Raw genomic sequence first — 24,029 nt, 5'->3', positions numbered from 1 at the left:
AATGACGCGGGCGCTGCTGCACCCGCGTTACTGTCTTGTTATGGATTCACCTGATCCAGCCAGCCGTACTTGTCTTCGGTTTCGCCGGTGAACAGGCCAAAGAACGCCTGCTGGATTTTGGTGGTCACCGGGCCACGTTTGCCCTCACCCACCTGGATGCCGTCCACGCTGCGTACCGGCGTGATCTCTGCGGCAGTACCGGACATGAACACTTCATCCGCCAGGTACAGCGATTCGCGTGACAGCACCTGCTCGCGCACTTCGATACCGAGATCCTTCGCCAGCTTGATGATTGCGTCGCGGGTGATGCCCGGCAGCGCTGAAGAGGTGAACGGCGGGGTGAACAGGATGCCGTCTTTCACTTCAAACAGGTTTTCGCCAGCACCTTCGGAGATATAACCCTGTGTATCCAGCGCGATACCTTCCTGATAGCCGTGGCGGCGCGCTTCGCTGCCAACCAGCAGGGAAGAGAGATAGTTACCGCCTGCTTTCGCCGCGGTTGGCAGGGTATTTGGCGCCACGCGATTCCAGGAAGAAACCATGGCGTTAATGCCCTGCTCCAGCGCTTCGGCGCCCAGGTAAGCCCCCCACGGGAACGCAGCGATGATCACATCGGTGGTGAAGCCGTCTGGCGGGTTAACGCCGAGGCCCACGTCGCCGACAAAGGCCAGCGGACGAATGTAGGCGCTCTTCAGTTTATTGACGCGGATGACTTCGCGGCACGCTTCCATCAACTCATCCACGCTGGCTTTGATCGGGAAACGGTAAATTTTGGCGGAGTCGTGCAGACGCTGCATGTGTTCACGGTGACGGAACACCACCGGACCTTTGTGTGAGTCGTAGCAGCGAACGCCTTCGAACACAGAGGTGCCGTAATGCAGTGCGTGAGACATAACGCTAACCTTGGCGTCTTCCCACTTAACCATCTCTCCATTGAACCAGATAAAGTCTGCTTTCTTCGTACTCATTGTTATTTCCTTTGGCGACTAGGCGCGGATTTGTTGTGTTGTCTGTTGCTGGATCTCGACACAGGCGACATCCATAAGTTTGCTTAACTGCGAAGACAGTAAATCGACAGAGCGCTGGCTGGCAACGGTCATTTCGATATTAATGTTCTCCGCATTGACGGCGGACGCCATATTCATCGCGCAGACCTGGAAGCCACGGTGACGCACGACGCGCAAAATGCGCTCCAATATTTCAGGGCGAAAGCGGGCTTCGATAGACAATTGATGCTGGTTCATACGGTTTTCTCCATCATGTTTGCGTTGCTGGCACCCGGCGGTACCAGTGGCCAGACGTTTTCATGCTCATCAATCGCAACATGCAGGAAGTAAGGACCTTCACTGTTCAGCAGAGCATCAATCGCGGCGTCGACCTGATCTTTACGGCTAATGCGCTGGCCCGGAATATCAAAGGCGCTGGCCAGCGTGAGGAAATCGGGGTTATCGGTGAGGATGGTTTCGCTGTAGCGACCATCAAAGAACAGCTGCTGCCACTGGCGAACCATGCCAAGACGCTGGTTATCCAGCAGCAGGATTTTTACCGGCAGCTGCTTACGCTTGATGGTGCCCAGCTCCTGAATATTCATCATGATTGAGCCGTCACCGGACACGCAGATAACGGTGTCATCCGGACGGGCAACCTGCGCGCCCACCGCAGCCGGCAGCCCAAAGCCCATGGTGCCCAGGCCGCTGGAGGTGATGAAGTTTTCCGGCGCGCTGAAGCGCATGTGCTGCGCCGCCCACATCTGGTGCTGGCCAACGTCGGTGGTTACCACCGCGCTGTCAGGTTTACGATCTGACAACTGCTTCAGCAGCAGCGGCGCGTAGATCGCCTCGCCGGGATGGTCGTAACGCCACGCGAACTCCGCGTTCATCGCTTTAACTTCAGTACGCCAGCCGTCGATCTGCAGCGGCATGCTCAGCGCCGGCAACACCTGGTTGAGATCGCCCTGCAGCGAAACGTGAGCGCGACGCAGTTTGTTTAATTCCGCCGGATCGATATCGATATGAATGACGCTGGCGTGCGGCGCGAAGGTATCCAGCTTACCGGTGACGCGGTCGTCGAAACGTGCGCCGACGGCAATCAGCAAATCACAGGATTGCACCGCCAGGTTGGCCGCTTTGGTGCCGTGCATGCCGAGCATACCGAGATAGAGATCGCTGCTGGCTTCGGCGCTGCCCAGTCCTTTCAGGGTAGAAACCATCGGGATGCCGGTCTCCTGCGCCATAGCCCGCAGCGCCGGGACGGCCTGCGCCATGCCGACACCGCCGCCGATATACAGCATCGGTTTTTGCGCCTGCGCCATCAGCGCGCGCGCTTCGGCAATGTGCTGCGGTGAATGGCTCAGTGCTTCTTCAACCGGCAGCAGGTGCGGCGTCAGGTCACCGCTGGCAATCTGAATATCTTTGGGGATGTCGACCAGTACCGGTCCCGGACGGCCGGACTGCGCGATGGCGAAAGCTTCCGCCATCACCGAGGGTAAATCATCCAGCGATTCAACGAGGAAGCTGTGTTTAGTGCAGGCTAATGACAGGCCAAGAACGTCGATCTCCTGAAAGGCGTCGGTACCGATAAACGCTGAAGAGACCTGCCCGGTGATGGCGACAACCGGAACGGAATCCATCATCGCATCGGCCAGCCCGGTGATCAGGTTGGTGGCGCCCGGTCCGGAAGTCGCGATGCAAACCCCGGTTTTGCCGGTCGCACGCGCATAACCGATCGCTGCCATCACCGCACCTTGTTCATGACGACACAGTAGATGTTCCACGCCGCCATCGTAGAGCGCATCGTACACTGGCATGATTGCTCCGCCAGGATAACCAAACACTGTGTCGACACCCTGCGCGCGTAAAGCCTGAACTACCCACTGTGCACCTGTCATGGTTATTCTCCTGTATTCCTGCTGGAACAACAGAATTTTATGCTATTGCTCATAATCTGTTCCTCGCTGATTCGCTGATATTTCGTCTGGTCGAAAAAAAACCCCCGGACCTTACGGTGCGGGGGTTTTTCGAATTCCAGGCTTGATTTTTAAGCCTTTCTTTCTCCAAGCGTAGCCCCGCACGGTGGGTTAATAATCACCACCACGCTAATCACGACTAGGCTAATCACTTGTAGAAGGGCTTTCATGTGTCGTCTGTTTTTTCGTTAGTTCGAAGTAATACCTACAGAGTTACCATAGTTAGCAGGGGATTTACAATAATTTTCATCGGAAAATTTTATGACGCGCGCAGCTGACGTGCGTTATCGCTTTGTAAGTAAAAGGTTATTCGCATTTGTGATAATTATTCATTACGCCCGCGACGCAACCGTTATTTTGCTTTTGCGATCTGGCTGCGAAAATTAATGAACAGGATGAAAAGCGCAGCGATTTTCCTGAATACCGCTTCAGGATGATAGTTTTAGCGGTCGCCGTGTGGATTTTTTTCAGCAAGGATAAAGGCAACAAGGAGCGGTTATGTCTTTATCGAAAGTATTAACACGCGCGGCGCTCGGAGTGCAGGCTCCACTGGTGACGATTGAAGTGCATATCAGCAACGGTCTGCCAGCATTGACGCTGGTAGGTCTGCCGGAAACCACCGTCAAAGAAGCCCGCGAACGCGTGCGCAGCGCCATTATCAATAGCGGTTTCACCTTTCCGGCGAAGCGCGTCACCATTAACCTCGCGCCAGCTGATTTACCTAAAGAGGGTGGGCGCTACGACCTGCCGATCGCTATCGCCATTCTCGCGGCCTCAGAGCAGCTGCCAGGCGATAAGCTGGCCCATTATGAGTTCCTGGGTGAGCTGGCGCTAAACGGCGCGCTGTGTGGCGTTCAGGCCGCGATTCCTGCTGCCATGGCAGCGCTGCAGGCCGGACGTCAGATGGTCTTAGCGGAGCAGAATCAACAGGATGTCGGCCTGATACAACAGGGTGAAACGCTGGTGGGCAAGCATCTGGTGGAGATCTGCGCTTTCCTGCATAACCAGACGGCGCTGACGGTCGCCCATTACCAGCCTGAAACGGTGCCGCACGAGCAGCAGGACCTGAGCGATATTATTGGCCAGCAGCAGGGACGGCGCGCGCTGGAAATTACCGCCGCCGGTGGCCATAACCTGTTGCTGCTGGGCCCGCCCGGCACCGGTAAGACCATGCTGGCAACCCGATTGCCCGGCATTATGCCGCCGCTGGATGACCAGGAAGCGCTGGAGTGCGCCGCGATTGCCAGCCTGGTCAGCAGCGGTACGCTACATCATCAGTGGCGTAAACGGCCGTTCAGAGCGCCTCATCACAGCGCATCGCTGTATGCGCTGGTCGGCGGAGGATCTCTGCCGCGGCCGGGCGAAATTTCGCTGGCGCACAATGGGGTGCTGTTTCTTGATGAACTGCCCGAGTTTGAGCGCAAAGCGCTGGATGCGTTACGCGAACCGATTGAGTCCGGTGAAATCGCCATTTCCCGTTCCCGCGCCAAAGTCACTTTCCCTGCGCGCTTTCAGCTGATTGGTGCAATGAATCCCAGCCCGACGGGCCATTATCAGGGGAATCATAATCGCTGCACGCCGCAGCAGGTGCTGCGCTATCTCAGCCGGCTGTCTGGCCCGTTTCTGGATCGCTTCGACCTGTCGCTGGAGATTCCGCTGCTACCGGGCGGCTCGCTCAGCCAGAAGCAGCAGCACAGCGAAACCAGCGCGCAGGTGCGCGCCCGCGTACTGGCCGCCCGGGCGATACAGATGGCACGCGCGGGCAAGGTGAATGCGCAGCTGTCGAATCCGGAGATCGCCCGTGATTGTGTGTTACAGCAGCAGGACGCGGAATGGCTGGAGGAGATCCTGAATGCACTGGGATTATCGGTGCGTGCATGGCAGCGCATCTTAAAGGTGGCGAGAACCATCGCAGATTTAGCGGGTGAACGGCAGATTACGCGTCAGCATCTGCAGGAGGCGGTGGGATATCGCAGTATCGATCGTTTACTGATTTACCTGCATAAAAGCCTGGAATGACAACGGGGCTGAAATCAGCCCCGTCATGTTAATCGTCGCTATCGCTGAAGTCTTCCACCGTGTCCATCTGCGGTTTACCGCCGGACAAGGTATGAAAACGTTTCGGACGCTTGATACGTGCAGTGTATTTTGACCAGACACGTTCAGCCTCAGTCTGCGGCTCACGCAGACCACGACAGACTTCAATAAACAGACGCTCTTCTTCGGTCTCCGGATCGCGCTTAGCGAGATCCAGTTCGTTGAAAGCGTATCCGTGGCGTTCCAGAAGCTGAGCTTCTTTAATGGTGAAGTCACCATGACGCGAAAAACCACGAGGGTAATGTTTGTTATCAAAGAAACGATTAGTTGTTGCGAAGCTGTCCGCCATCTTACACGCTCCTGATTCTCATATGGCCGTGCTATTTATGGCGCGGAGTATTAGATAGGCTTGACAGAGTGTAAAACAAAACATTTAAATCAGTACGACAAACATTTTTTGGGAGAATGCTGTGGATACGGAATTACTGAAAACTTTCCTCGAAGTGAGCAGAACGCGTCATTTCGGGCGTGCTGCTGAAGCGCTTTACCTCACGCAATCTGCCGTTAGTTTTCGCATCCGTCAGCTGGAAAATCAGCTGGGCGTTAATCTTTTTACCCGTCACCGCAATAATATCCGGCTGACTTCAGCAGGCGAGCGCTTATTGCCCTACGCTGAAAGCCTGATGAGTACCTGGCTGATGGCAAAGAAGGAGGTTTCGCATACCCAGCAGCACCATGAGCTATCAATCGGTGCCAGTGCATCGCTCTGGGAAGCGTATCTTACGCCCTGGCTGCAGACGCTATACGAGAACCGGGAGAGCCTGCATCTGGAAGCACGTATTGCTCAGCGCCATTTGCTGGTCAAGCAGTTACATGAGCGCCAGCTTGATTTGCTGATCACCACCGAAGCGCCAAAAATGGATGAACTCACCAGTCAGCAGATCGGTCATATTTCACTCGCGCTCTTTCGCGCACGCAAAACTGAAAAGCGTGAAAAATATGATTACATCAAACTCGAGTGGGGCGCGGATTTCCATCAGCATGAAAGTTATCTTTCCAGTGATGACGTACCGGTATTAACTACCACTTCAGCACATGTGACCCGCGAATTGCTACATACCACGGGAGCCTGCGCTTTTTTACCTGATTTCTGGCACGGCATTTACAGTGATTTGATGGTTATTCCAGACACACCTGTCGCAGTGCGACCGTTATATGCGGTATGGCTGCAGAATAGCGATCAACAGGCACACATTCGTCAGCTGCTTAAATATCCGGTCCTGACTCACTGAAGCAATAAATGAGGGAGTTTGAGTGGAAGAAATGAAACTCAGGCTCTTGCGTGTACCGAATTTCAGGCAAAAAAAATCCTTTGCCGAAGCAAAGGATTATTTTCTGGCAGGGGCGGAGGGACTCGAACCCCCAACACCCGGTTTTGGAGACCGGTGCTCTACCAATTGAACTACGCCCCTAATTAGGGTGGCGGAACGGACGGGGCTCGAACCCGCGACCCCCTGCGTGACAGGCAGGTATTCTAACCAACTGAACTACCGCTCCACCGATTCTGTACTGATATCAGACCGTCGCTGATTTCAGGTGTTTCGCCCTTTCCGCGTCACCGGGAAGGTCACGACCCGATTAGGGGTCTTAAATTGATGCCTGGCAGTTCCCTACTCTCGCATGGGGAGGCCCCACACTACCATCGGCGCTACGGCGTTTCACTTCTGAGTTCGGCATGGGGTCAGGTGGGACCACCGCGCTGTTGCCGCCAGGCAAATTCTGTTTTCGTCCGCGTCTTTCGCGCTCTGACTGCGTTGCCCCGCTCGCGCCGCTCAGTCACATACTCGTGTATGCTCCTTCACGTCGTCTCGCGTGCCGCCTTGTCACAGCACAAAATCCACTGGACGTAATCCGGTGAACAAAGCTGAAAATTCTTTCGGTCTCTCAGACCAAAACGCCTCTGGCGTTGTAAGGTTAAGCCTCACGGGTCATTAGTACCGGTTAGCTCAACGCATCGCTGCGCTTACACACCCGGCCTATCAACGTCGTCGTCTTCAACGTCCCTTCAGGACCCTTAAAGGGTCAGGGAGAACTCATCTCGGGGCAAGTTTCGTGCTTAGATGCTTTCAGCACTTATCTCTTCCGCACTTAGCTACCGGGCAGTGCCATTGGCATGACAACCCGAACACCAGCGGTGCGTTCACTCCGGTCCTCTCGTACTAGGAGCAACCCCCCTCAATTCTCCAGCGCCCACGGCAGATAGGGACCGAACTGTCTCACGACGTTCTAAACCCAGCTCGCGTACCACTTTAAACGGCGAACAGCCGTACCCTTGGGACCTACTTCAGCCCCAGGATGTGATGAGCCGACATCGAGGTGCCAAACACCGCCGTCGATATGAACTCTTGGGCGGTATCAGCCTGTTATCCCCGGAGTACCTTTTATCCGTTGAGCGATGGCCCTTCCATTCAGAACCACCGGATCACTATGACCTGCTTTCGCACCTGCTCGAGCCGTCACTCTCGCAGTCAAGCTGGCTTATGCCATTGCACTAACCTCCTGATGTCCGACCAGGATTAGCCAACCTTCGTGCTCCTCCGTTACGCTTTGGGAGGAGACCGCCCCAGTCAAACTACCCACCAGACACTGTCCGCAGCCCGGATTACGGGCCTACGTTAGAACATCAAACATTAAAGGGTGGTATTTCAAGGTTGGCTCCACGCAGACTGGCGTCCACGCTTCAAAGCCTCCCACCTATCCTACACATCAAGGCTCAATGTTCAGTGTCAAGCTATAGTAAAGGTTCACGGGGTCTTTCCGTCTTGCCGCGGGTACACTGCATCTTCACAGCGATTTCAATTTCACTGAGTCTCGGGTGGAGACAGCCTGGCCATCATTACGCCATTCGTGCAGGTCGGAACTTACCCGACAAGGAATTTCGCTACCTTAGGACCGTTATAGTTACGGCCGCCGTTTACCGGGGCTTCGATCAAGAGCTTCTCCTTGCGGATAACCCCATCAATTAACCTTCCGGCACCGGGCAGGCGTCACACCGTATACGTCCACTTTCGTGTTTGCACAGTGCTGTGTTTTTAATAAACAGTTGCAGCCAGCTGGTATCTTCGACTGGCCTCGGCTCCGGGAGCAAGTCCCTTCACCTACGCGCCAGCGTGCCTTCTCCCGAAGTTACGGCACCATTTTGCCTAGTTCCTTCACCCGAGTTCTCTCAAGCGCCTTGGTATTCTCTACCTGACCACCTGTGTCGGTTTGGGGTACGATTTCGTGTTACCTGGAGCTTAGAGGCTTTTCCTGGAAGCAGGGCATCAGTTACTTCACCGCCGTGGCGGCTCGTCATCACGCCTCAGTGTTAAAGAAGACCGGATTTGCCTGGTCTTCACACCTGCACGCTTAAACCGGGACAACCGTCGCCCGGATAACCTAGCCTTCTCCGTCCCCCCTTCGCAGTAACACCAAGTACAGGAATATTAACCTGTTTCCCATCGACTACGCTTTTCAGCCTCGCCTTAGGGGTCGACTCACCCTGCCCCGATTAACGTTGGACAGGAACCCTTGGTCTTCCGGCGAGCGGGCTTTTCACCCGCTTTATCGTTACTTATGTCAGCATTCGCACTTCTGATACCTCCAGCATGCCTCACAGCACACCTTCAGCGGCTTACAGAACGCTCCCCTACCCAACAACACATAGTGTCGCTGCCGCAGCTTCGGTGCATGGTTTAGCCCCGTTACATCTTCCGCGCAGGCCGACTCGACCAGTGAGCTATTACGCTTTCTTTAAATGATGGCTGCTTCTAAGCCAACATCCTGGCTGTCTGTGCCTTCCCACATCGTTTCCCACTTAACCATGACTTTGGGACCTTAGCTGGCGGTCTGGGTTGTTTCCCTCTTCACGACGGACGTTAGCACCCGCCGTGTGTCTCCCGTGATAACATTCTCCGGTATTCGCAGTTTGCATCGGGTTGGTAAGCCGGGATGGCCCCCTAGCCGAAACAGTGCTCTACCCCCGGAGATGAGTTCACGAGGCGCTACCTAAATAGCTTTCGGGGAGAACCAGCTATCTCCCGGTTTGATTGGCCTTTCACCCCCAGCCACAAGTCATCCGCTAATTTTTCAACATTAGTCGGTTCGGTCCTCCAGTTAGTGTTACCCAACCTTCAACCTGCCCATGGCTAGATCACCGGGTTTCGGGTCTATACCCTGCAACTTAACGCCCGGTTAAGACTCGGTTTCCCTTCGGCTCCCCTATGCGGTTAACCTTGCTACAGAATATAAGTCGCTGACCCATTATACAAAAGGTACGCAGTCACACCCGAAGGTGCTCCCACTGCTTGTACGTACACGGTTTCAGGTTCTGTTTCACTCCCCTCGCCGGGGTTCTTTTCGCCTTTCCCTCACGGTACTGGTTCACTATCGGTCAGTCAGGAGTATTTAGCCTTGGAGGATGGTCCCCCCATGTTCAGACAGGATACCACGTGTCCCGCCCTACTCGTCGGACTCACAGCTCATGCATCTTCGTGTACGGGGCTGTCACCCGGTATCGCGCGACTTTCCAGACGCTTCCACTGATGCACAAGCTGATTCAGGTCCTGGGCTGCTCCCCGTTCGCTCGCCGCTACTGGGGGAATCTCGGTTGATTTCTTTTCCTCGGGGTACTTAGATGTTTCAGTTCCCCCGGTTCGCCTCGTTTGACTATGTATTCATCAAACGATGATGCACAGAGTGCACCGGGTTTCCCCATTCGGACATCGACGGCTGTAGCGGTTCATATCACCTTACCGTCGCTTTTCGCAGATTAGCACGTCCTTCATCGCCTCTGACTGCCAGGGCATCCACCGTGTACGCTTAGTCGCTTAACCTCACAACCCACAGGCGTTTTACAACGCTGCGGACTGCAAGCATTTGAGAGACTCGAACGCATCGCCATTTCATTCTTATTACGGAGAATGAATACGACGCGTCGTTTCAAATTTTCAGCTTGTTCCGGATTGTTAAAGAGCAAATACTTCGCAGCACACCGTCGCCGGTATACTCTGAAGTAAGTTTCAGTACTGTAATGGTGGAGCTAAGCGGGATCGAACCGCTGACCTCCTGCGTGCAAGGCAGGCGCTCTCCCAGCTGAGCTATAGCCCCATACAGTCACTGCAGAGACCATCTACATCCACTCACCAGGAGTCACGTTTCTCACACGGGAAATGTGATTTCGTCTCAGGCAAGGCATGTTTTCGCGAAGCATAGTGAACTATGCGAGCCGGAAACATAACGCGGCATGAGAAGAAATCTGGTAGGCCTGAGTGGACTTGAACCACCGACCTCACCCTTATCAGGGGTGCGCTCTAACCACCTGAGCTACAAGCCTGTAGAGGTTTTTTCTGCTCGTTACTTTTCTATCAGACAATCTGTGTGAGCACTTCGCGGGAAGGTATCTTCAGGTAAGGAGGTGATCCAACCGCAGGTTCCCCTACGGTTACCTTGTTACGACTTCACCCCAGTCATGAATCACAAAGTGGTAAGCGCCCTCCCGAAGGTTAAGCTACCTACTTCTTTTGCAACCCACTCCCATGGTGTGACGGGCGGTGTGTACAAGGCCCGGGAACGTATTCACCGTAGCATTCTGATCTACGATTACTAGCGATTCCGACTTCATGGAGTCGAGTTGCAGACTCCAATCCGGACTACGACGCACTTTATGAGGTCCGCTTGCTCTCGCGAGGTCGCTTCTCTTTGTATGCGCCATTGTAGCACGTGTGTAGCCCTGGCCGTAAGGGCCATGATGACTTGACGTCATCCCCACCTTCCTCCGGTTTATCACCGGCAGTCTCCTTTGAGTTCCCGGCCGAACCGCTGGCAACAAAGGATAAGGGTTGCGCTCGTTGCGGGACTTAACCCAACATTTCACAACACGAGCTGACGACAGCCATGCAGCACCTGTCTCAGAGTTCCCGAAGGCACCAAAGCATCTCTGCTAAGTTCTCTGGATGTCAAGGCCAGGTAAGGTTCTTCGCGTTGCATCGAATTAAACCACATGCTCCACCGCTTGTGCGGGCCCCCGTCAATTCATTTGAGTTTTAACCTTGCGGCCGTACTCCCCAGGCGGTCGACTTAACGCGTTAGCTCCGGAAGCCACGCCTCAAGGGCACAACCTCCAAGTCGACATCGTTTACGGCGTGGACTACCAGGGTATCTAATCCTGTTTGCTCCCCACGCTTTCGCACCTGAGCGTCAGTCTTCGTCCAGGGGGCCGCCTTCGCCACCGGTATTCCTCCAGATCTCTACGCATTTCACCGCTACACCTGGAATTCTACCCCCCTCTACGAGACTCAAGCCTGCCAGTTTCAAATGCAGTTCCCAGGTTAAGCCCGGGGATTTCACATCTGACTTAACAGACCGCCTGCGTGCGCTTTACGCCCAGTAATTCCGATTAACGCTTGCACCCTCCGTATTACCGCGGCTGCTGGCACGGAGTTAGCCGGTGCTTCTTCTGCGGGTAACGTCAATCGGCAAGGTTATTAACCTCACCGCCTTCCTCCCCGCTGAAAGTACTTTACAACCCGAAGGCCTTCTTCATACACGCGGCATGGCTGCATCAGGCTTGCGCCCATTGTGCAATATTCCCCACTGCTGCCTCCCGTAGGAGTCTGGACCGTGTCTCAGTTCCAGTGTGGCTGGTCATCCTCTCAGACCAGCTAGGGATCGTCGCCTAGGTGAGCCATTACCCCACCTACTAGCTAATCCCATCTGGGCACATCCGATGGTGTGAGGCCCGAAGGTCCCCCACTTTGGTCTTGCGACGTTATGCGGTATTAGCTACCGTTTCCAGTAGTTATCCCCCTCCATCGGGCAGTTTCCCAGACATTACTCACCCGTCCGCCACTCGCCACCCAAAGAGCAAGCTCTTCTGTGCTGCCGTTCGACTTGCATGTGTTAGGCCTGCCGCCAGCGTTCAATCTGAGCCATGATCAAACTCTTCAATTTAAGTTTGATTTGCTGCAACGAGTGCAGCGATGCTCTGTGAATTAAACTTCGTAATGAATTACGTGTTCACTCAGCAAAGACTTGATATTTTTTACGTCCGGAGACGCTGATATCAATCCTGCGAGTGCCCACACAGATTGTCTGATAAATTGTTAAAGAGCAGTGCCGCGATTTCTCAAGCGGCGCGGGATGCGTATATTACGCTTTCCGCTTTCTCAGTCAAGCATTTATTTTTGCTTTTCTGAAGGTTGCCGTTAAGGGCCACCTCACTAACAGGGCGCTTCGTAAGCCGTTGTGCCGTGTCAGTGGAGGCGCATTATAGGGAGTTCTTTCGGGCTGACAAGGGCTAAATGCAAATTAATTTTCGAGTGCTGTTTTTTTCGGCGAAAGCCCGTCAAATCGCCAGTTTTTCCAGCAGCGGGAAGCCATAACGCTGCAAAACCGGTGATAATTGCACCACTTCGTCATCCATACGCGTACAAAATGCCACATTCTGTCCGCTGGAACGCGCCTGAGGCGCTTCGTGCTCTAACAACCAGGCGGTGCGCCGTGCAATCGCTGCGCCCGAATCCACCAGCCGGGTGCCATCAGGCAACACCTGCTGCAGCTCTTCACGTAACAGCGGGAAATGGGTACAACCCAGCACCACGGTATCCGGCGGCTCTTTCATACGCAGCCACGGTTGTACTGCGCGACGCACATCGTCCAGCGACACCGTTTCTCCGTGCAGTTTGGCTTCCGCCAGTTCAACCAGTTCCGCCGAGCCCAGCATTTCGATTTTACATTCGCGCGCAAACTGCGCCACCAGCTCATGGGTGTAAGGCCGTTTCACCGTGCCGCGCGTGGCCAGCAGGCCGACCACGCCGTTACGCGTCAGACGGGCCGCCGGTTTAATCGCCGGCACGACGCCAACGACCGGGAACTCAAAGCGCTGACGCAATGCTGGCAGGGATACAGTACTGGCGGAGTTACAGGCGATGACCACTAAAGCCAGCGGCACGCGCTGCACGATAGCCTCCACCACCGCTACGACCCGCTCAACAATGTACTCTTCGCTTTTTTCACCGTAAGGGAAGCCGGCATTATCGAAGGCATAGAGATAGTGCAGGCCCGGCAGCAGTTGCCGGACCTCATCATAGACGGAGAGCCCACCGACACCGGAGTCAAACACCAGCACGGTGGGGCGCAGATCAGAAGCTGTAGCTGGCGCTGAGATAGTACTCCGTTCCTGGAGTTTGATAGCCATACACTGTCTCGTAGTCTTTATCGAACAGGTTGGCAATTCTACCACGAACGGTGAGCTGTGATGTGACCGGATACGAAACTGCCAGATCCCATAAACTTACACCGCCCAGTTTGACGCGCTGCGGGGTAAAGGAGTGGTTGTAATCCGTATCATAGCGATCGCCGAGATAATGATAGGTCAGTGACCAGTCAAACTCATAAATCGTCCAGTCGAGCTGGTATTTCACCTGCTGCTTCGCACGGCGCACCAGCGGTTGATCGGTTTCAGCATCGCGCGCATCAACATAATCGTAAGAAATCTGATGGCTAAGCGGACCGGTATCGAACGACGCCGTGGCTTCTACGCCCTTAATGCGCGCTTTATCGATGTTGTAATAGATATAGGTGGTGGGATCGCTATCAATCAGATTATCGATATCGTTACGATAACCGGATACGCGCCAGTTTACCGGCCCGGTCAGGCCAGAGAAGCCCGCTTCCCACTGTTTACTCTCTTCCGGCTTCAGGTCGCTGTTGCCATAAGAACCATACAACTGGCCGAGACGAGGCGCTTTATACGCCGTCGCGTAATTGGCAAACACGCTATAGCCATCAACAAACGCCCACGACGCCCCGCCCTGCCAGGTGCCGTGCCAGCCAAACTGGCTGTTGTCGTCACCGCGTACCGCGCCTTCCAGCGTTACGCTGCCCAGCTGCTGCTGGGTGGTGGCATAGATGCCGGTGTTACGCAGTTCGGTGCTGTCAGCCACGTAAGCGGTGCCGGGTTCCGTGGTCTGTTTCTGCCAGTCCACACCCGCGCTTACGCTGCCCTGCGCCACCTGCAACGTATTGCCCCACTGCACATTGTACTGCTTGCTGTCATCCAGCGTGGTCGACGGGCCGTAGCGGCCTGTACGCGGATCATAGTTATAGTCTTTGCTGCGGCTGTAGCTGGCGATCAGCTGCGTCGAATAAATGTCGTTGCTGTAACGCAAGCCGCTGTCCCAGGTCTGGCTGTAGAGCTGGCGGGTATCGTTTAATCCGTTGATGTTAAAACTGTTATCGTAGCTGTAGGTGCCGTCGTAGGCCGTACGGTTGTCAAAACCGTAGCCGCGAACAAAGCCGCTCAGCCCGTCACTGAACTGGTGCTCCAGCGCGCCATACAGTGTCTTGTTCATGAAGCCATCGCGATCTTTCTGCGCCGGATCGCCATACACATCCGGCAGGTTTGCCACCACATCATAGCCGCGCGTATAGGTGTAGTTGCCCGCCATGGTCAGCGTCGTGGCTGCGCCCAGCTGCTGCTGGGTAGAACCTTCATAGTTTTGATAGCCTTTCGAGCCCACGCCCGCGCTCAGCGTCGTGCCCGGCTTATCACGACCGGTGATGATGTTCACCACGCCGCCAATCGCATCGGAACCATACACCGCCGAGCGCGCACCGCGCACATATTCGATGCGCTGGACCAGAGAAAGCGGAATCTGGCTTAAATCAGACGATCCGGACACACCCGCCTGGTTTAGCCGGATACCGTCGATGAGTATAAGTACGTGGCTGGAGTTGGTGCCGCGCACAAACAGCGAGCTCAACTGGCCGAGGCCACCGTTCTGCGCGATGTCCACGCCAGGCAGGCGACGCATGACGTCCGTCAGGCTTTTCGCCTGCCAGCGATCGATATCGTCGCGGGTCACGACTGTCGTCGGCGCGAGAACGGAGGAAACCGGCTGCAAAAACCGGTTGGCGGTAACGATTTGCGTATCATCATTCTGCTGCGCGTAGCCAGATTGCGCCCAGAGCGACAACGCCGTTGCACTAAAGGCAAACAGCGAAGCATGTGTTGTTTTCATTGTTATAGCATCCAAAAGACGAAGCAGGATGCCGCAGGTCCGGGATCGATAGCACGCGATGATCTCAGAAGTTGCGACGTCACACCGGCAGGTCTTCGGGCTGGGAATCATAAGTGGTGAAGACTTCCCATCCGCGAGGACAGTGTCTGCAATTGCGATCACCACGACATTCTTTTACCGCTGCGCGTCAGCTCCAGATTCACACTGGATTCCCTTTTAACTCAAGGAGGCCGGCAGCCGCAGTCTACGTTTAAGAAGGCCGGAAATCCAGACTGCCAGCCTTCCTGCACTGTCCGGGACTGGACATCAGCAGGTGAATGCCTACAATCGCCCGGCAGGCAGGCTTAACACCAGGATTGAAGATGACACCCGAACAACTCCCGATTGAACAATACGACGCGCAACTGGCGGAAAAAGTCAGCCGCTTACAGGCGATGATGGCCCCCTACGCAGCGCCCGACGTGGAGGTGTTCCGCTCGCCGGTCAGCCACTATCGTATGCGCGCCGAATTCCGCATCTGGCACGACGGTGACGAGCTCTATCACATCATCTTCGATCAAGAGACCAAACAGCGTATCCGCGTCGATCAGTTTCCGGCGGCCAGCCAGTTGATCAACACGCTGATGCCAAAGTTGATCGCCGCGATCCGCGATAATCGCGCGCTGCGTTTCAAACTGTTCCAGATCGATTATCTCTCCACCCTGAGCAACCAGATCGTGATCTCGCTGCTGTATCACCGCAAGCTGGAAGCCGACTGGACCGAAGCCGCGACTGCGCTGCGCGATAGCCTGCGTGCAGAAGGGTTTGATGTGCAACTGATTGGCCGTGCCACGAAAACCAAAATCTGCCTCGATCGCGATTACGTCGATGAGCGCCTGCCGGTGGCCGGTCAGGAGATGATCTATCGTCAGGTGGAGAACAGCTTCACCCAGCCGAATGCGGCGATGAATATTCAGATGCTGGAGTGGGCGCTGGACGTGACGCAAGATTCGCGCGGCGATCTGCTGGAGCTGTACTGTGGTAATGGCAATTTTTCGCTGGCGCTGGCGCGTAACTTCCGCCGCGTACTGGCGACGGAAATCGCCAAACCGTCGGTGGCTTCGGCGCAGTACAACATCGCGGCCAACCACATCGACAACGTGCAAATTATTCGTATGGCAGCCGAAGAGTTTACCCAGGCGATGAACGGCGTGCGCAGCTTCAACCGTCTGGAAGGCATCGATCTCAACAGCTATCAGTGCGAGACCATCTTTGTCGATCCGCCGCGCAGCGGGCTGGATGATGAGACGGTGAAGATGGTGCAGGCCTATCCGCGTATTCTCTATATTTCCTGTAATCCGCAAACGCTGTGCGACAACCTCAGCGTACTGAGTGCCACGCATAACATCACGCGGCTGGCGCTGTTTGACCAGTTCCCTTACACCCACCATATGGAATGCGGTGTGTTACTGACGCGCAAAGCCTAAAAAAACGGGAACCCTGCGGTTCCCGTGATTGTTTTCAGTGCTTGTTCTTGCTGCGGCGGAAGCGCATGGCGATCCAGAACACCAGCGCCACCATCAGAATGGTCGGGATGAAGTTAGACCCGATATCCGGATATTCGGCACGCACCAGCGCGCTGTACACCAGAATCCCCAGCAGAAAAAATGCCGCCGCCAGCGAAGGCATGCCGTCCGGCATATTGCGGTTGAGATAGCGCTGATGCAGACACCACGCGGCAAGGCCAAGGGCGATCAGCGGGAAAATCGAAAAGGGAACAAAGGTGCTGAACAGCACCGAAAAGGAGCCGTTGATAGCTAAACCGGTGATAAAAGCCAGTAACAGCGTTCCTTTATCGCGAGGGTTTTGCTCAATCATTTCATTATCCTTATCACATTACTCTTCGGGGGTTTCCAGGGTAACCGCCAGGCGCTCTTGCTCCCGGCGATACCAGTAATACGCGCCTTTGGCGATCATTCGCAGCTGCAGCACCAGACGCTCTTCCAGTTTGCGCCGCTGTTCGATATCCACATCCAGCGCTTCCGCGCCGGCGCTGAACACAATCGTCACCATCGCTTCCGCCTGCGCTTCGGTAAAGCTGCGCGGCATGCGGTTTTCCAGCTCAAGGTAGTCGGCCAGTTCAGCGATAAAGTGCTGAATCTCCCGCGCGACCGCCGCACGAAAAGCCGCTGAGGTGCCGGAGCGCTCGCGTAGTAAGAGACGAAAAGCGTTGGGATTGTTCCCGATGAACTCCATAAACGTGGCGACCGAGGTTTTGATGATGCTGCCACCTTTGGCAATGCGCTGGCGCGCCTGGCGCATCAGCTGGCGCAGCATCAGGCCACTTTCATCGACCATCGTCAGGCCGAGCTCATCCACATCGCGAAAGTGACGGTAAAACGAGGTCGGTGCAATGCCGGCTTCGCGTGCCACTTCGCGTAAACTCAGGCTGGCAAAACTCCTTTCTGCACTTAACTGACTGAATGCCGCTTCAATCAGTGAACGTCGTGTACGTTCTTTTTGTTGCGCTCGAACGCCCATTTTCCCGGCCTTGTGAGTAATCAGGCAGGCACTATAACAAACTTTTCAGCGTACAGCGGCGCAAAGTTTGTGACCGCCTGTTAACCTCACTGATTGTCAAACTTTGCCAATTTACGCTGTTAGAATTCAGATGTGCGCGGCGAGATGTTAGAATCTCGTTGTAAAAATGTATAGAAACATAGGACGTACTGGTATGCAAAAGTCTTACGATTACGATGCCATTGTGATTGGCTCCGGTCCGGGCGGCGAAGGTGCGGCGATGGGGCTGGTGAAGCAGGGAGCGCGCATTGCAGTGATCGAACGCTACCACAACATCGGCGGCGGTTGTACTCACTGGGGAACCATCCCTTCCAAAGCTCTGCGTCACGCTGTCAGCCGTATCATTGAGTTCAATCAAAACCCTCTTTATAGCGATCACACCCGACTCCTGCGCTCCTCGTTCGCCGACATTCTGAATCATACTGAGAACGTCATCAGCCAGCAGACTGCCATGCGTCAGGGCTTTTACGAGCGTAACCGCTGTGAGCTTTATCAGGGCGACGCCCATTTTGTTGATGCCAACACCATCGAAGTGGAACAGCCAGACGGCACGCGCGAGCGCTTAACCGCAGAGAAGTTTGTCATCGCCTGTGGTTCCCGCCCGTATCATCCGGCGGACGTCGATTTTACCCATCCGCGCATTTACGACTCCGACTCCATCCTCAACCTGCATCATGAACCCGGCCACGTCATCATTTACGGTGCGGGTGTGATTGGCTGTGAATATGCGTCGATTTTCCGCGGCCTTAACGTCAAGGTTGACCTGATCAACACCCGCGATCGCCTGCTGGCGTTCCTCGATCAGGAGATGTCTGATTCGCTCTCTTATCACTTCTGGAACAGCGGCGTGGTGATTCGTCACAACGAAGAGTTTGAGAAGATTGAAGGTGTCAGCGATGGCGTCATCATGCACCTCAAGTCCGGCAAAAAGGTCAAAGCCGATTGCCTGCTGTATGCTAACGGCCGTACCGGTAATACCGATTCACTGGCGCTGGAAAACGTCGGGCTGGAAGCCGATGGCCGTGGCCTGCTGAAAGTGAACAGTATGTATCAGACTGCGCAGCCGCACATTTATGCGGTGGGCGACGTGATTGGTTACCCGAGCCTGGCCTCTGCCGCTTACGATCAGGGCCGCATTGCCGCGCAGGCGATCATCAAAGGGGAAGCCACCGCGCACCTGATTGAAGATATCCCGACCGGAATCTACACCATTCCGGAAATCAGCTCCGTCGGCAAAACCGAACAGCAGCTGACGGCGATGAAAGTGCCGTATGAAGTGGGCCGTGCGCAGTTTAAGCATCTGGCGCGCGCGCAGATTGTCGGCATGCACGTCGGCAGCCTGAAGATCCTGTTCCACCGCGAAACCAAAGAGATTCTGGGTATTCACTGCTTTGGCGAGCGTGCGGCGGAGATCATTCACATAGGCCAGGCCATCATGGAGCAGAAGAACGGCGGTAACACGATTGAGTATTTCGTGAACACTACTTTCAACTACCCCACCATGGCCGAAGCCTACCGCGTGGCGGCGTTAAACGGCTTAAACCGCCTGTTTTAACGAACGGCCCAGGTAACCCTGCATGTGGGTTTTAATTGCTTCTGCCAGCTGCTCATAGCGGCTGCGCAGAGGCGATCCCGGACGATACACCAGCGCGATGGTGCGCTGCGGCACCGGTTTGTAACACGGCAGATAGCACACGCCATCACGTACGCGCTCATTCGGTACCGCCAGCGACGGCAGCAAAGTGATACCGCTGCCGGCTGCTACCATGTTGCGCAGCGTTTCCAGGCTGGTCGCGCGGAAATGGGTATCTTCATCAGCACCGGCTTCGAAGCAGAAGCCCATCGCCTGATCGCGCAGACAGTGACCATCTTCCAGCATCAGCAGTTTCTCACCGGCCAGATCCGACATCGGCACGCGATCGCGATCGTGCCACGGGTGATCCTGGTAGATCGCCAGCTTCATCGGCTCATCAAACAGCGGCACTTCAATAAAAGCTTCGCTCTCTTTTACCAGCGCCAGAATCGCGCAGTCGAGCTTACCGCTGTCGAGCTGCGCCAGCAGCTGCTGCGTTTGCGCCTCGTGCAGATACATCTCGAGTTTCGGGAAGGTCTGATGCAGCATCGGAATAATATGCGGCAGCAGATAGGGACCGGTGGTCGGAATCAGACCAATGTGCAGCGGCCCGGACATGGTTTCGCCCTGCTGGCTGGCCATCTCCTTCAGTACCTTCACTTCACGCAGCACGGTTCGCGCCTGATCCACCAGCAGCAGTCCAGCCTGAGTAAACAGCACCTTACGGCTGGTCCGTTCCAGCAGCATCACACCCAGTTCATCTTCCAGCTTGCGAATCTGCCCGCTCAGGGTCGGCTGGCTGACATGACAGGCATCAGCGGCACGACGAAAGTGGCGATGTTCCGCCAGCGAAACCAGATATTCCAGATCACGAATGTTCATTGATAGCCTCCAAACCACGATAGCCCGTGGCGATAGATAGAATAGCAATGAACGATTAGCCCTATCAAGCGGTGAACAGGAATAATACCGGCCATCTGATTAAGACCACAGATTGTTAAAGCGGCTAACGCAGACACGCAACAACAACAATCTGGAGCAGCACCTGCAACCTGCTCACGAAATCACTGAGTTGGCCGGGAGTGCCAGCCCTTTGATGATGTGCCTATAACTATATGTAATTCCGAAGCTAGAGGTTGGCGGGCTACTTAAAGCCCGCTTTTTTTTGCCTCTGCATCACAGTGGCACATCACCCAGCAACTGCTGCAAATCCTGCTCCGTCAGCACCAGGGAGTGGCCAACGATACCGGACTGCGTCAGCTCCTGCTGCAGATCGTCATTATTCAGCACCAGCTCATACTGCTGCGTGGCCGGGTTAAGCTCCGCGTCCTGGAACAGGTTAACCGGCACGCTGGCCAGCAGATCATGCAGATGCAGGCCGCTGAGTGCCTCCGGCCGGGCCACATCTCCCGTAATATCATCCGCGACGATCAGGCTGACCGGCGCACTGACATTCCCTGCGCCGCATGTCACCACGATCTGATGCTCGCCAGCGGCCAGCGCATGAGATGGCGTAAAGGTCCATTTGTGATCGCTATCGACCAGCGCACTGCCGAGCGGCTCATCGTTATCAAACAGCTCAACCCGGCTGCCGGGCTGGCCTTTACCGGAAAAGGTCGGCTGGGTTTGCGTAGTGCTCTCTTCCGGCCAGATAAACTGCGCACCGCTGTGCATGGCGGTTAGCGTGACCGGCACAAAACCGGCGTCTTCGACGATCAGCGTGAAGGGCGCGCTGGCGCTCTGCGGCATTGCCGCCACCTGTGCCACGAACTGATGACTCCCGCCCACCAGCGCGGCAGGCAGCGTAAAACTGAAGTAGCCGGTCTGAGCATCGCTGAGCGTGCTGCCCACTAACTCGCCGTTATGGTAACACTCAAGCGTGACGCCCCGGCCGGCATAGCCGTTCAGCGCAGGGCGCGTATCGCGGGTGATTTCGCCATCGACAATAAAACCGCCGTCATTCACCGAGGCGGAATCGAAGGTGACAGGAACCTGGTTTTCAACGGCCGGCTCCAGAGGAAAGAAAGGGTAGCCAAAGCGTGAAGTGCTCATTTATGTTCTCCAAATTAACTGCGAGCACACTTTAAGAACTCTTCACGCCAGGCCGATCAAGAATTGTCTCTTTTTTACGAAAGAAATTTCCTGGCGCGCATTACGCGAGGTTTAAGCGCTGCTTCGCTTCGCCGATCGCCAGCGCCACCTGCTGTGGTGCCACGCCGCCGCGCGCGTTACGCTTATCTAGACAAGACTGCAGCGACAGCACCGGATAAACATCTTCCCCGATCGCCGCGCTAAACTGCTTAAACTGCGCCAGACTTAATGCCTCCAGCGCGACGCCTTGTTTGATCGCTTCCACCACGGTTTCGCCGACGATATGGTGCGCTTCGCGGAACGGCACGCCTTTGGCTACCAGATAATCGGCCAGTTCGGTCGAGTTGGCGTAACCCTGCTCGGCGGCTTCCTGACAGCGCGGACGCTTCACCTGAATGCCGTCCAGCACCAGCGCTGACATATGCAGGCAGTCAAGCCAGGTATCGAGCGCATCGAACAGCCCTTCTTTGTCTTCCTGCATATCTTTGTTATACGCCAGCGGCAGCCCTTTCAGCGTCATCATCATGCCGGTCAGTGCGCCCTGCACGCGACCGCACTTGCCGCGGATCAGCTCCAGCGCGTCCGGATTTTTCTTCTGCGGCATCAGCGATGAGCCCGACGTCACTTTATCGGACAGCTCAATAAAGCCGGCTTCACCGGTGTTGAAGAAGATCATGTCTTCAGCGAAGCGCGACAGGTGCACCATGCCAATCGAGGCATCAGACAGCAGCTCCAGCACGTGATCGCGGTCTGACACGGTATCCAGGCTGTTACGCGTGGCAGAAGCGAAGCCGAGCCAGCCGGCCAGCTGCTCACGGTCGATCTCATAAGCAGTCCCGGCCAGCGCGCCGCAGCCCAGCGGGCTGACATCCAGCCGCTTCAGCGTATCCTGCAGACGGCTCTCGTCGCGCGCCAGCATCTCAACGTAGGCCAGACACCAGTGGGCAAACGTCACCGGCTGCGCCCGCTGCAGGTGGGTGTAGCCCGGCATCACGGCATCCTGATTGGCTTCAGCCGTGGCTACCAGCGCTGACTGCAGCTCGCGCGTAGCTTCCAGCAGCAGTGCCACCTGCGTTTTACACCACAGTTTGAGATCGGTCGCCACCTGGTCGTTACGGCTGCGCCCGGTGTGCAGCTTTTTGCCCAGCGCGCCGACTTTATCGATCAGCTTGCCTTCCACCCAGCTGTGAATATCCTCGGCATCGCTCTGCAGAATCTGCTGCGGGTTGGCGCGAACCTCTTCCAGCAGCGCATTCAGCGCGGCTTCCAGCTGCTGCTGCTCTTCACTGCTCAGCACGTTTACCGTTACCAGCGCTTTTGACCAGGCCACCGAACCGATGATGTCCTGCTCCGCCAGGCGGTAGTCAAACCGCAGTGAGTCGTTGAACTGTTTAAACCGTTGATCTGCCGCCTGCGAAAAACGTCCGCCCCAAAGTGCCATCTGCTTGCTCCTGAATCTGTTAAACAAAGGGCGGCCCGAAGCCGCCCCTGCAAAATATGTCGCCTGCCGCCGGTATTACTTCTTCTGCTCGTTCAGCGCGCGAATGCGTGAAGAGAGCGAGAATAGACGGATAAAGCCGCCCGCGTGACGGTGATCGTACACTTCGTCTTCGCCGAAGGTGGCAAACTCTTCTGAGTACAGGCTGTTCGCCGATTTTTTCTGGATCGCCGTGGCCTGGCCTTTATACAGCTGCAGTACCACTTCACCGTTCACCAGCTCTGCCAGCGATGCGGCAGCGGCCTGGATTGACTGACGCAGCGGTGCGAACCAGCGGCCGTCATACACCACGTAAGACATCTCCTGACCCAGCTGTTCACGCCATTTGAAGCTGTCGCGATCCAGTACCAGCTGCTCAACCGCACGCAGCGCGTTGACCATGATGGTACCGCCAGGGGTTTCGTAGCAGCCGCGTGATTTGATGCCCACCAGACGGTTTTCCACGATATCAATCCGGCCTACGCCGTGTTTCGCTCCCAGCGCATTGAGTTTTTCCAGACACTGGAACGGGCTCAGTTTCTCACCGTTCACCGCGACAACCTGGCCTTTCTCCACGCTGACAGTGACATTTTCTGGCTGATCCGGCGCTTCCAGCGGATCGACAGTCCACACCCAGCAATCTTTGTTTGGCGCGTTCCACGGGCTCTCCAGCACGCCACCTTCGGTCGAGATGTGCCAGGCGTTTTCATCACGGCTGTAGATCTTCTCCAGCGACGCGGTGGTCGGGATATTGCGCTCTTTCAGGTAATCCAGCAGCGCTTCACGCGAACGCAGGTTCCACTCACGCCATGGCGCCACCACTTTAAGCTGCGGTGCCAGCGCGGTATAGGTGGTTTCGAAACGCACCTGATCGTTGCCTTTACCGGTTGCGCCGTGGCACAGCGCGTCTGCGCCCACTTTCAGCGCCAGTTCAACCTGCGCTTTGGCGATGATAGGACGCGCCATTGAGGTGCCCAGCAGATAGGTGCCTTCGTACAGCGCACCGGTCTGCAGCACCGGGTAAACGTATTCGCTGATAAACTCTTCACGCAGATCGACCACATGGCACTCAGACGCGCCCGACTGCAGCGCTTTCGTCTCTACGCCTTCCAGATCGGCCGGATCCTGACCAATGTTGGCCACGAACGCCACCACTTCACAACCACCGTAGTTCTCTTTCAGCCAGGGAATGATGGCCGAGGTATCCAGACCGCCCGAGTAAGCCAGAACGATTTTTTTGATGTTTTGCGTGCTCATGTCGTAATC

General features: G+C 55.8%; 17 protein-coding genes, 4 tRNA genes, 3 rRNA genes and 1 riboswitch. Of the genes, 4 read left to right on the top strand and 20 right to left on the bottom strand.

All coding sequences use genetic code 11. The features are described 5' to 3' along the window. Nucleotides 1-38: 38 nt before the first annotated feature. From AC6I79_RS00825 to ilvL, 4 genes are all read right to left on the bottom strand, one after another. Nucleotides 39-968, bottom strand: coding sequence for a branched-chain amino acid transaminase (locus AC6I79_RS00825; RefSeq protein WP_021507916.1), 930 nt, complete (start codon nt 966-968; stop codon nt 39-41). A gap of 18 nt (nt 969-986) precedes the next feature. Next, entirely contained in the window at nt 987-1,244 is a 258-nt protein-coding gene (ilvM, locus tag AC6I79_RS00820) for an acetolactate synthase 2 small subunit (protein ID WP_008106624.1), read from the bottom strand. Continuing rightward, nucleotides 1,241-2,887, bottom strand: a complete 1,647-nt coding sequence (gene ilvG / locus AC6I79_RS00815; RefSeq protein WP_021507917.1) for an acetolactate synthase 2 catalytic subunit — start codon at nt 2,885-2,887, stop codon at nt 1,241-1,243. The genes ilvM and ilvG overlap by 4 nt, the downstream gene beginning before the upstream one ends. Nucleotides 2,888-3,036: 149 nt before the next feature. Continuing rightward, on the bottom strand, nt 3,037-3,135 hold the full coding sequence (gene ilvL / locus AC6I79_RS00810; RefSeq protein ID WP_071813600.1) for an ilv operon leader peptide: 99 nt from the start codon (nt 3,133-3,135) through the stop codon (nt 3,037-3,039). Between the two features lie 328 nt (nt 3,136-3,463). On the opposite strand from ilvL, the gene AC6I79_RS00805 reads away from it, so the two are divergent. Beyond that, a complete protein-coding gene (locus AC6I79_RS00805; protein WP_058775137.1) occupies nt 3,464-4,984 on the top strand; it encodes a YifB family Mg chelatase-like AAA ATPase in 1,521 nt (506 codons plus the stop codon). 28 nt (nt 4,985-5,012) lie between these two features. On the opposite strand, the gene AC6I79_RS00800 is transcribed toward AC6I79_RS00805, so the two are convergent. Next, nucleotides 5,013-5,351 (bottom strand): MaoP family protein, encoded by a 339-nt coding sequence (locus AC6I79_RS00800; RefSeq protein ID WP_021507919.1) that lies wholly within the window; start codon nt 5,349-5,351, stop codon nt 5,013-5,015. A 121-nt stretch (nt 5,352-5,472) separates the two neighbouring features. Between AC6I79_RS00800 and hdfR the strand changes: the two genes are divergently transcribed. Beyond that, the gene (gene hdfR / locus AC6I79_RS00795; protein ID WP_031279770.1) at nt 5,473-6,294 is read left to right on the top strand and encodes an HTH-type transcriptional regulator HdfR; all 822 of its coding nucleotides are present in this window, start codon (nt 5,473-5,475) and stop codon (nt 6,292-6,294) included. A gap of 104 nt (nt 6,295-6,398) precedes the next feature. Here the strand turns inward: hdfR and AC6I79_RS00790 are convergent. From AC6I79_RS00790 to btuB, 9 genes are all read right to left on the bottom strand, one after another. Next, a tRNA-Trp gene (locus AC6I79_RS00790) sits at nt 6,399-6,474 on the bottom strand. 8 nt (nt 6,475-6,482) lie between these two features. Further along, a tRNA-Asp gene (locus AC6I79_RS00785) sits at nt 6,483-6,559 on the bottom strand. 100 nt (nt 6,560-6,659) lie between these two features. Beyond that, nucleotides 6,660-6,775 (bottom strand): 5S ribosomal RNA (rrf, locus tag AC6I79_RS00780). A gap of 197 nt (nt 6,776-6,972) precedes the next feature. Beyond that, nucleotides 6,973-9,876: ribosomal RNA gene (locus AC6I79_RS00775) — 23S ribosomal RNA — on the bottom strand. Between the two features lie 198 nt (nt 9,877-10,074). Beyond that, nucleotides 10,075-10,150 (bottom strand) — tRNA-Ala (locus AC6I79_RS00770). Between the two features lie 149 nt (nt 10,151-10,299). After that, nucleotides 10,300-10,376: transfer RNA gene (locus AC6I79_RS00765), tRNA-Ile, on the bottom strand. 74 nt (nt 10,377-10,450) lie between these two features. Then, nucleotides 10,451-11,992, bottom strand: a 16S ribosomal RNA gene (locus AC6I79_RS00760). The 16S, 23S and 5S rRNA genes sit together here with 4 tRNA genes alongside, the layout of an rRNA operon. A 394-nt stretch (nt 11,993-12,386) precedes the next feature. Then, nucleotides 12,387-13,238: a glutamate racemase gene (gene murI, locus AC6I79_RS00755; protein ID WP_040679621.1), complete on the bottom strand. Its 852-nt coding sequence runs from the start codon at nt 13,236-13,238 to the stop codon at nt 12,387-12,389. Further along, entirely contained in the window at nt 13,183-15,063 is a 1,881-nt protein-coding gene (gene btuB / locus AC6I79_RS00750) for a TonB-dependent vitamin B12 receptor BtuB (protein WP_150059713.1), read from the bottom strand. The genes murI and btuB overlap by 56 nt, the downstream gene beginning before the upstream one ends. Before the next feature lie 68 nt (nt 15,064-15,131). Continuing rightward, a riboswitch (cobalamin riboswitch) is annotated at nt 15,132-15,313 on the bottom strand. A gap of 112 nt (nt 15,314-15,425) precedes the next feature. Between btuB and trmA the strand changes: the two genes are divergently transcribed. Then, entirely contained in the window at nt 15,426-16,529 is a 1,104-nt protein-coding gene (gene trmA / locus AC6I79_RS00745) for a tRNA (uridine(54)-C5)-methyltransferase TrmA (RefSeq protein WP_136547370.1), read from the top strand. 34 nt (nt 16,530-16,563) lie between these two features. Here the strand turns inward: trmA and AC6I79_RS00740 are convergent, their stop codons facing one another. After that, nucleotides 16,564-16,920, bottom strand: coding sequence for a YijD family membrane protein (locus tag AC6I79_RS00740; protein ID WP_021506823.1), 357 nt, complete (start codon nt 16,918-16,920; stop codon nt 16,564-16,566). A gap of 18 nt (nt 16,921-16,938) precedes the next feature. Beyond that, nucleotides 16,939-17,583, bottom strand: coding sequence for an HTH-type transcriptional repressor FabR (gene fabR / locus AC6I79_RS00735; protein ID WP_031279587.1), 645 nt, complete (start codon nt 17,581-17,583; stop codon nt 16,939-16,941). Nucleotides 17,584-17,776: 193 nt separating this feature from the next. Here fabR and sthA point away from each other — a divergent pair, with 193 nt between their 5' ends. Next, a complete protein-coding gene (gene sthA, locus AC6I79_RS00730; protein ID WP_021506825.1) occupies nt 17,777-19,177 on the top strand; it encodes a Si-specific NAD(P)(+) transhydrogenase in 1,401 nt (466 codons plus the stop codon). Here the strand turns inward: sthA and oxyR are convergent. The 4 genes from oxyR to AC6I79_RS00710 form a co-directional block, all read right to left on the bottom strand. Then, nucleotides 19,160-20,077, bottom strand: coding sequence for a DNA-binding transcriptional regulator OxyR (gene oxyR, locus AC6I79_RS00725; RefSeq protein WP_498027516.1), 918 nt, complete (start codon nt 20,075-20,077; stop codon nt 19,160-19,162). The genes sthA and oxyR overlap by 18 nt on opposite strands. A 294-nt stretch (nt 20,078-20,371) precedes the next feature. Then, nucleotides 20,372-21,247, bottom strand: coding sequence for an Ig-like domain-containing protein (locus AC6I79_RS00720; protein WP_159377243.1), 876 nt, complete (start codon nt 21,245-21,247; stop codon nt 20,372-20,374). A 100-nt stretch (nt 21,248-21,347) separates the two neighbouring features. After that, nucleotides 21,348-22,727, bottom strand: a complete 1,380-nt coding sequence (gene argH / locus AC6I79_RS00715; protein WP_104094280.1) for an argininosuccinate lyase — start codon at nt 22,725-22,727, stop codon at nt 21,348-21,350. Between the two features lie 75 nt (nt 22,728-22,802). After that, the gene (locus AC6I79_RS00710) at nt 22,803-24,020 is read right to left on the bottom strand and encodes an argininosuccinate synthase (RefSeq protein WP_498001690.1); all 1,218 of its coding nucleotides are present in this window, start codon (nt 24,018-24,020) and stop codon (nt 22,803-22,805) included. Nucleotides 24,021-24,029 lie beyond the last annotated feature (9 nt).

Source organism: gamma proteobacterium symbiont of Scutellera amethystina, assembly GCF_059730845.1.
This window is presented reverse-complemented; position numbering and strand designations above follow the sequence as displayed.

Coding starts and splice junctions, on each gene's coding strand:
- oxyR (WP_498027516.1), bottom strand. CDS start 20,077: ATGAACATTCGTGATCTGGAATATCTGGTTTCGCTGGCGGAACATCGC.
- AC6I79_RS00740 (WP_021506823.1), bottom strand. CDS start 16,920: ATGATTGAGCAAAACCCTCGCGATAAAGGAACGCTGTTACTGGCTTTT.
- AC6I79_RS00800 (WP_021507919.1), bottom strand. CDS start 5,351: ATGGCGGACAGCTTCGCAACAACTAATCGTTTCTTTGATAACAAACAT.
- sthA (WP_021506825.1), top strand. CDS start 17,777: ATGCAAAAGTCTTACGATTACGATGCCATTGTGATTGGCTCCGGTCCG.
- murI (WP_040679621.1), bottom strand. CDS start 13,238: ATGGCTATCAAACTCCAGGAACGGAGTACTATCTCAGCGCCAGCTACA.
- fabR (WP_031279587.1), bottom strand. CDS start 17,583: ATGGGCGTTCGAGCGCAACAAAAAGAACGTACACGACGTTCACTGATT.
- ilvL (WP_071813600.1), bottom strand. CDS start 3,135: ATGAAAGCCCTTCTACAAGTGATTAGCCTAGTCGTGATTAGCGTGGTG.
- ilvM (WP_008106624.1), bottom strand. CDS start 1,244: ATGAACCAGCATCAATTGTCTATCGAAGCCCGCTTTCGCCCTGAAATA.
- AC6I79_RS00825 (WP_021507916.1), bottom strand. CDS start 968: ATGAGTACGAAGAAAGCAGACTTTATCTGGTTCAATGGAGAGATGGTT.
- AC6I79_RS00710 (WP_498001690.1), bottom strand. CDS start 24,020: ATGAGCACGCAAAACATCAAAAAAATCGTTCTGGCTTACTCGGGCGGT.
- ilvG (WP_021507917.1), bottom strand. CDS start 2,887: ATGACAGGTGCACAGTGGGTAGTTCAGGCTTTACGCGCGCAGGGTGTC.
- trmA (WP_136547370.1), top strand. CDS start 15,426: ATGACACCCGAACAACTCCCGATTGAACAATACGACGCGCAACTGGCG.
- AC6I79_RS00720 (WP_159377243.1), bottom strand. CDS start 21,247: ATGAGCACTTCACGCTTTGGCTACCCTTTCTTTCCTCTGGAGCCGGCC.
- btuB (WP_150059713.1), bottom strand. CDS start 15,063: ATGAAAACAACACATGCTTCGCTGTTTGCCTTTAGTGCAACGGCGTTG.
- AC6I79_RS00805 (WP_058775137.1), top strand. CDS start 3,464: ATGTCTTTATCGAAAGTATTAACACGCGCGGCGCTCGGAGTGCAGGCT.
- argH (WP_104094280.1), bottom strand. CDS start 22,727: ATGGCACTTTGGGGCGGACGTTTTTCGCAGGCGGCAGATCAACGGTTT.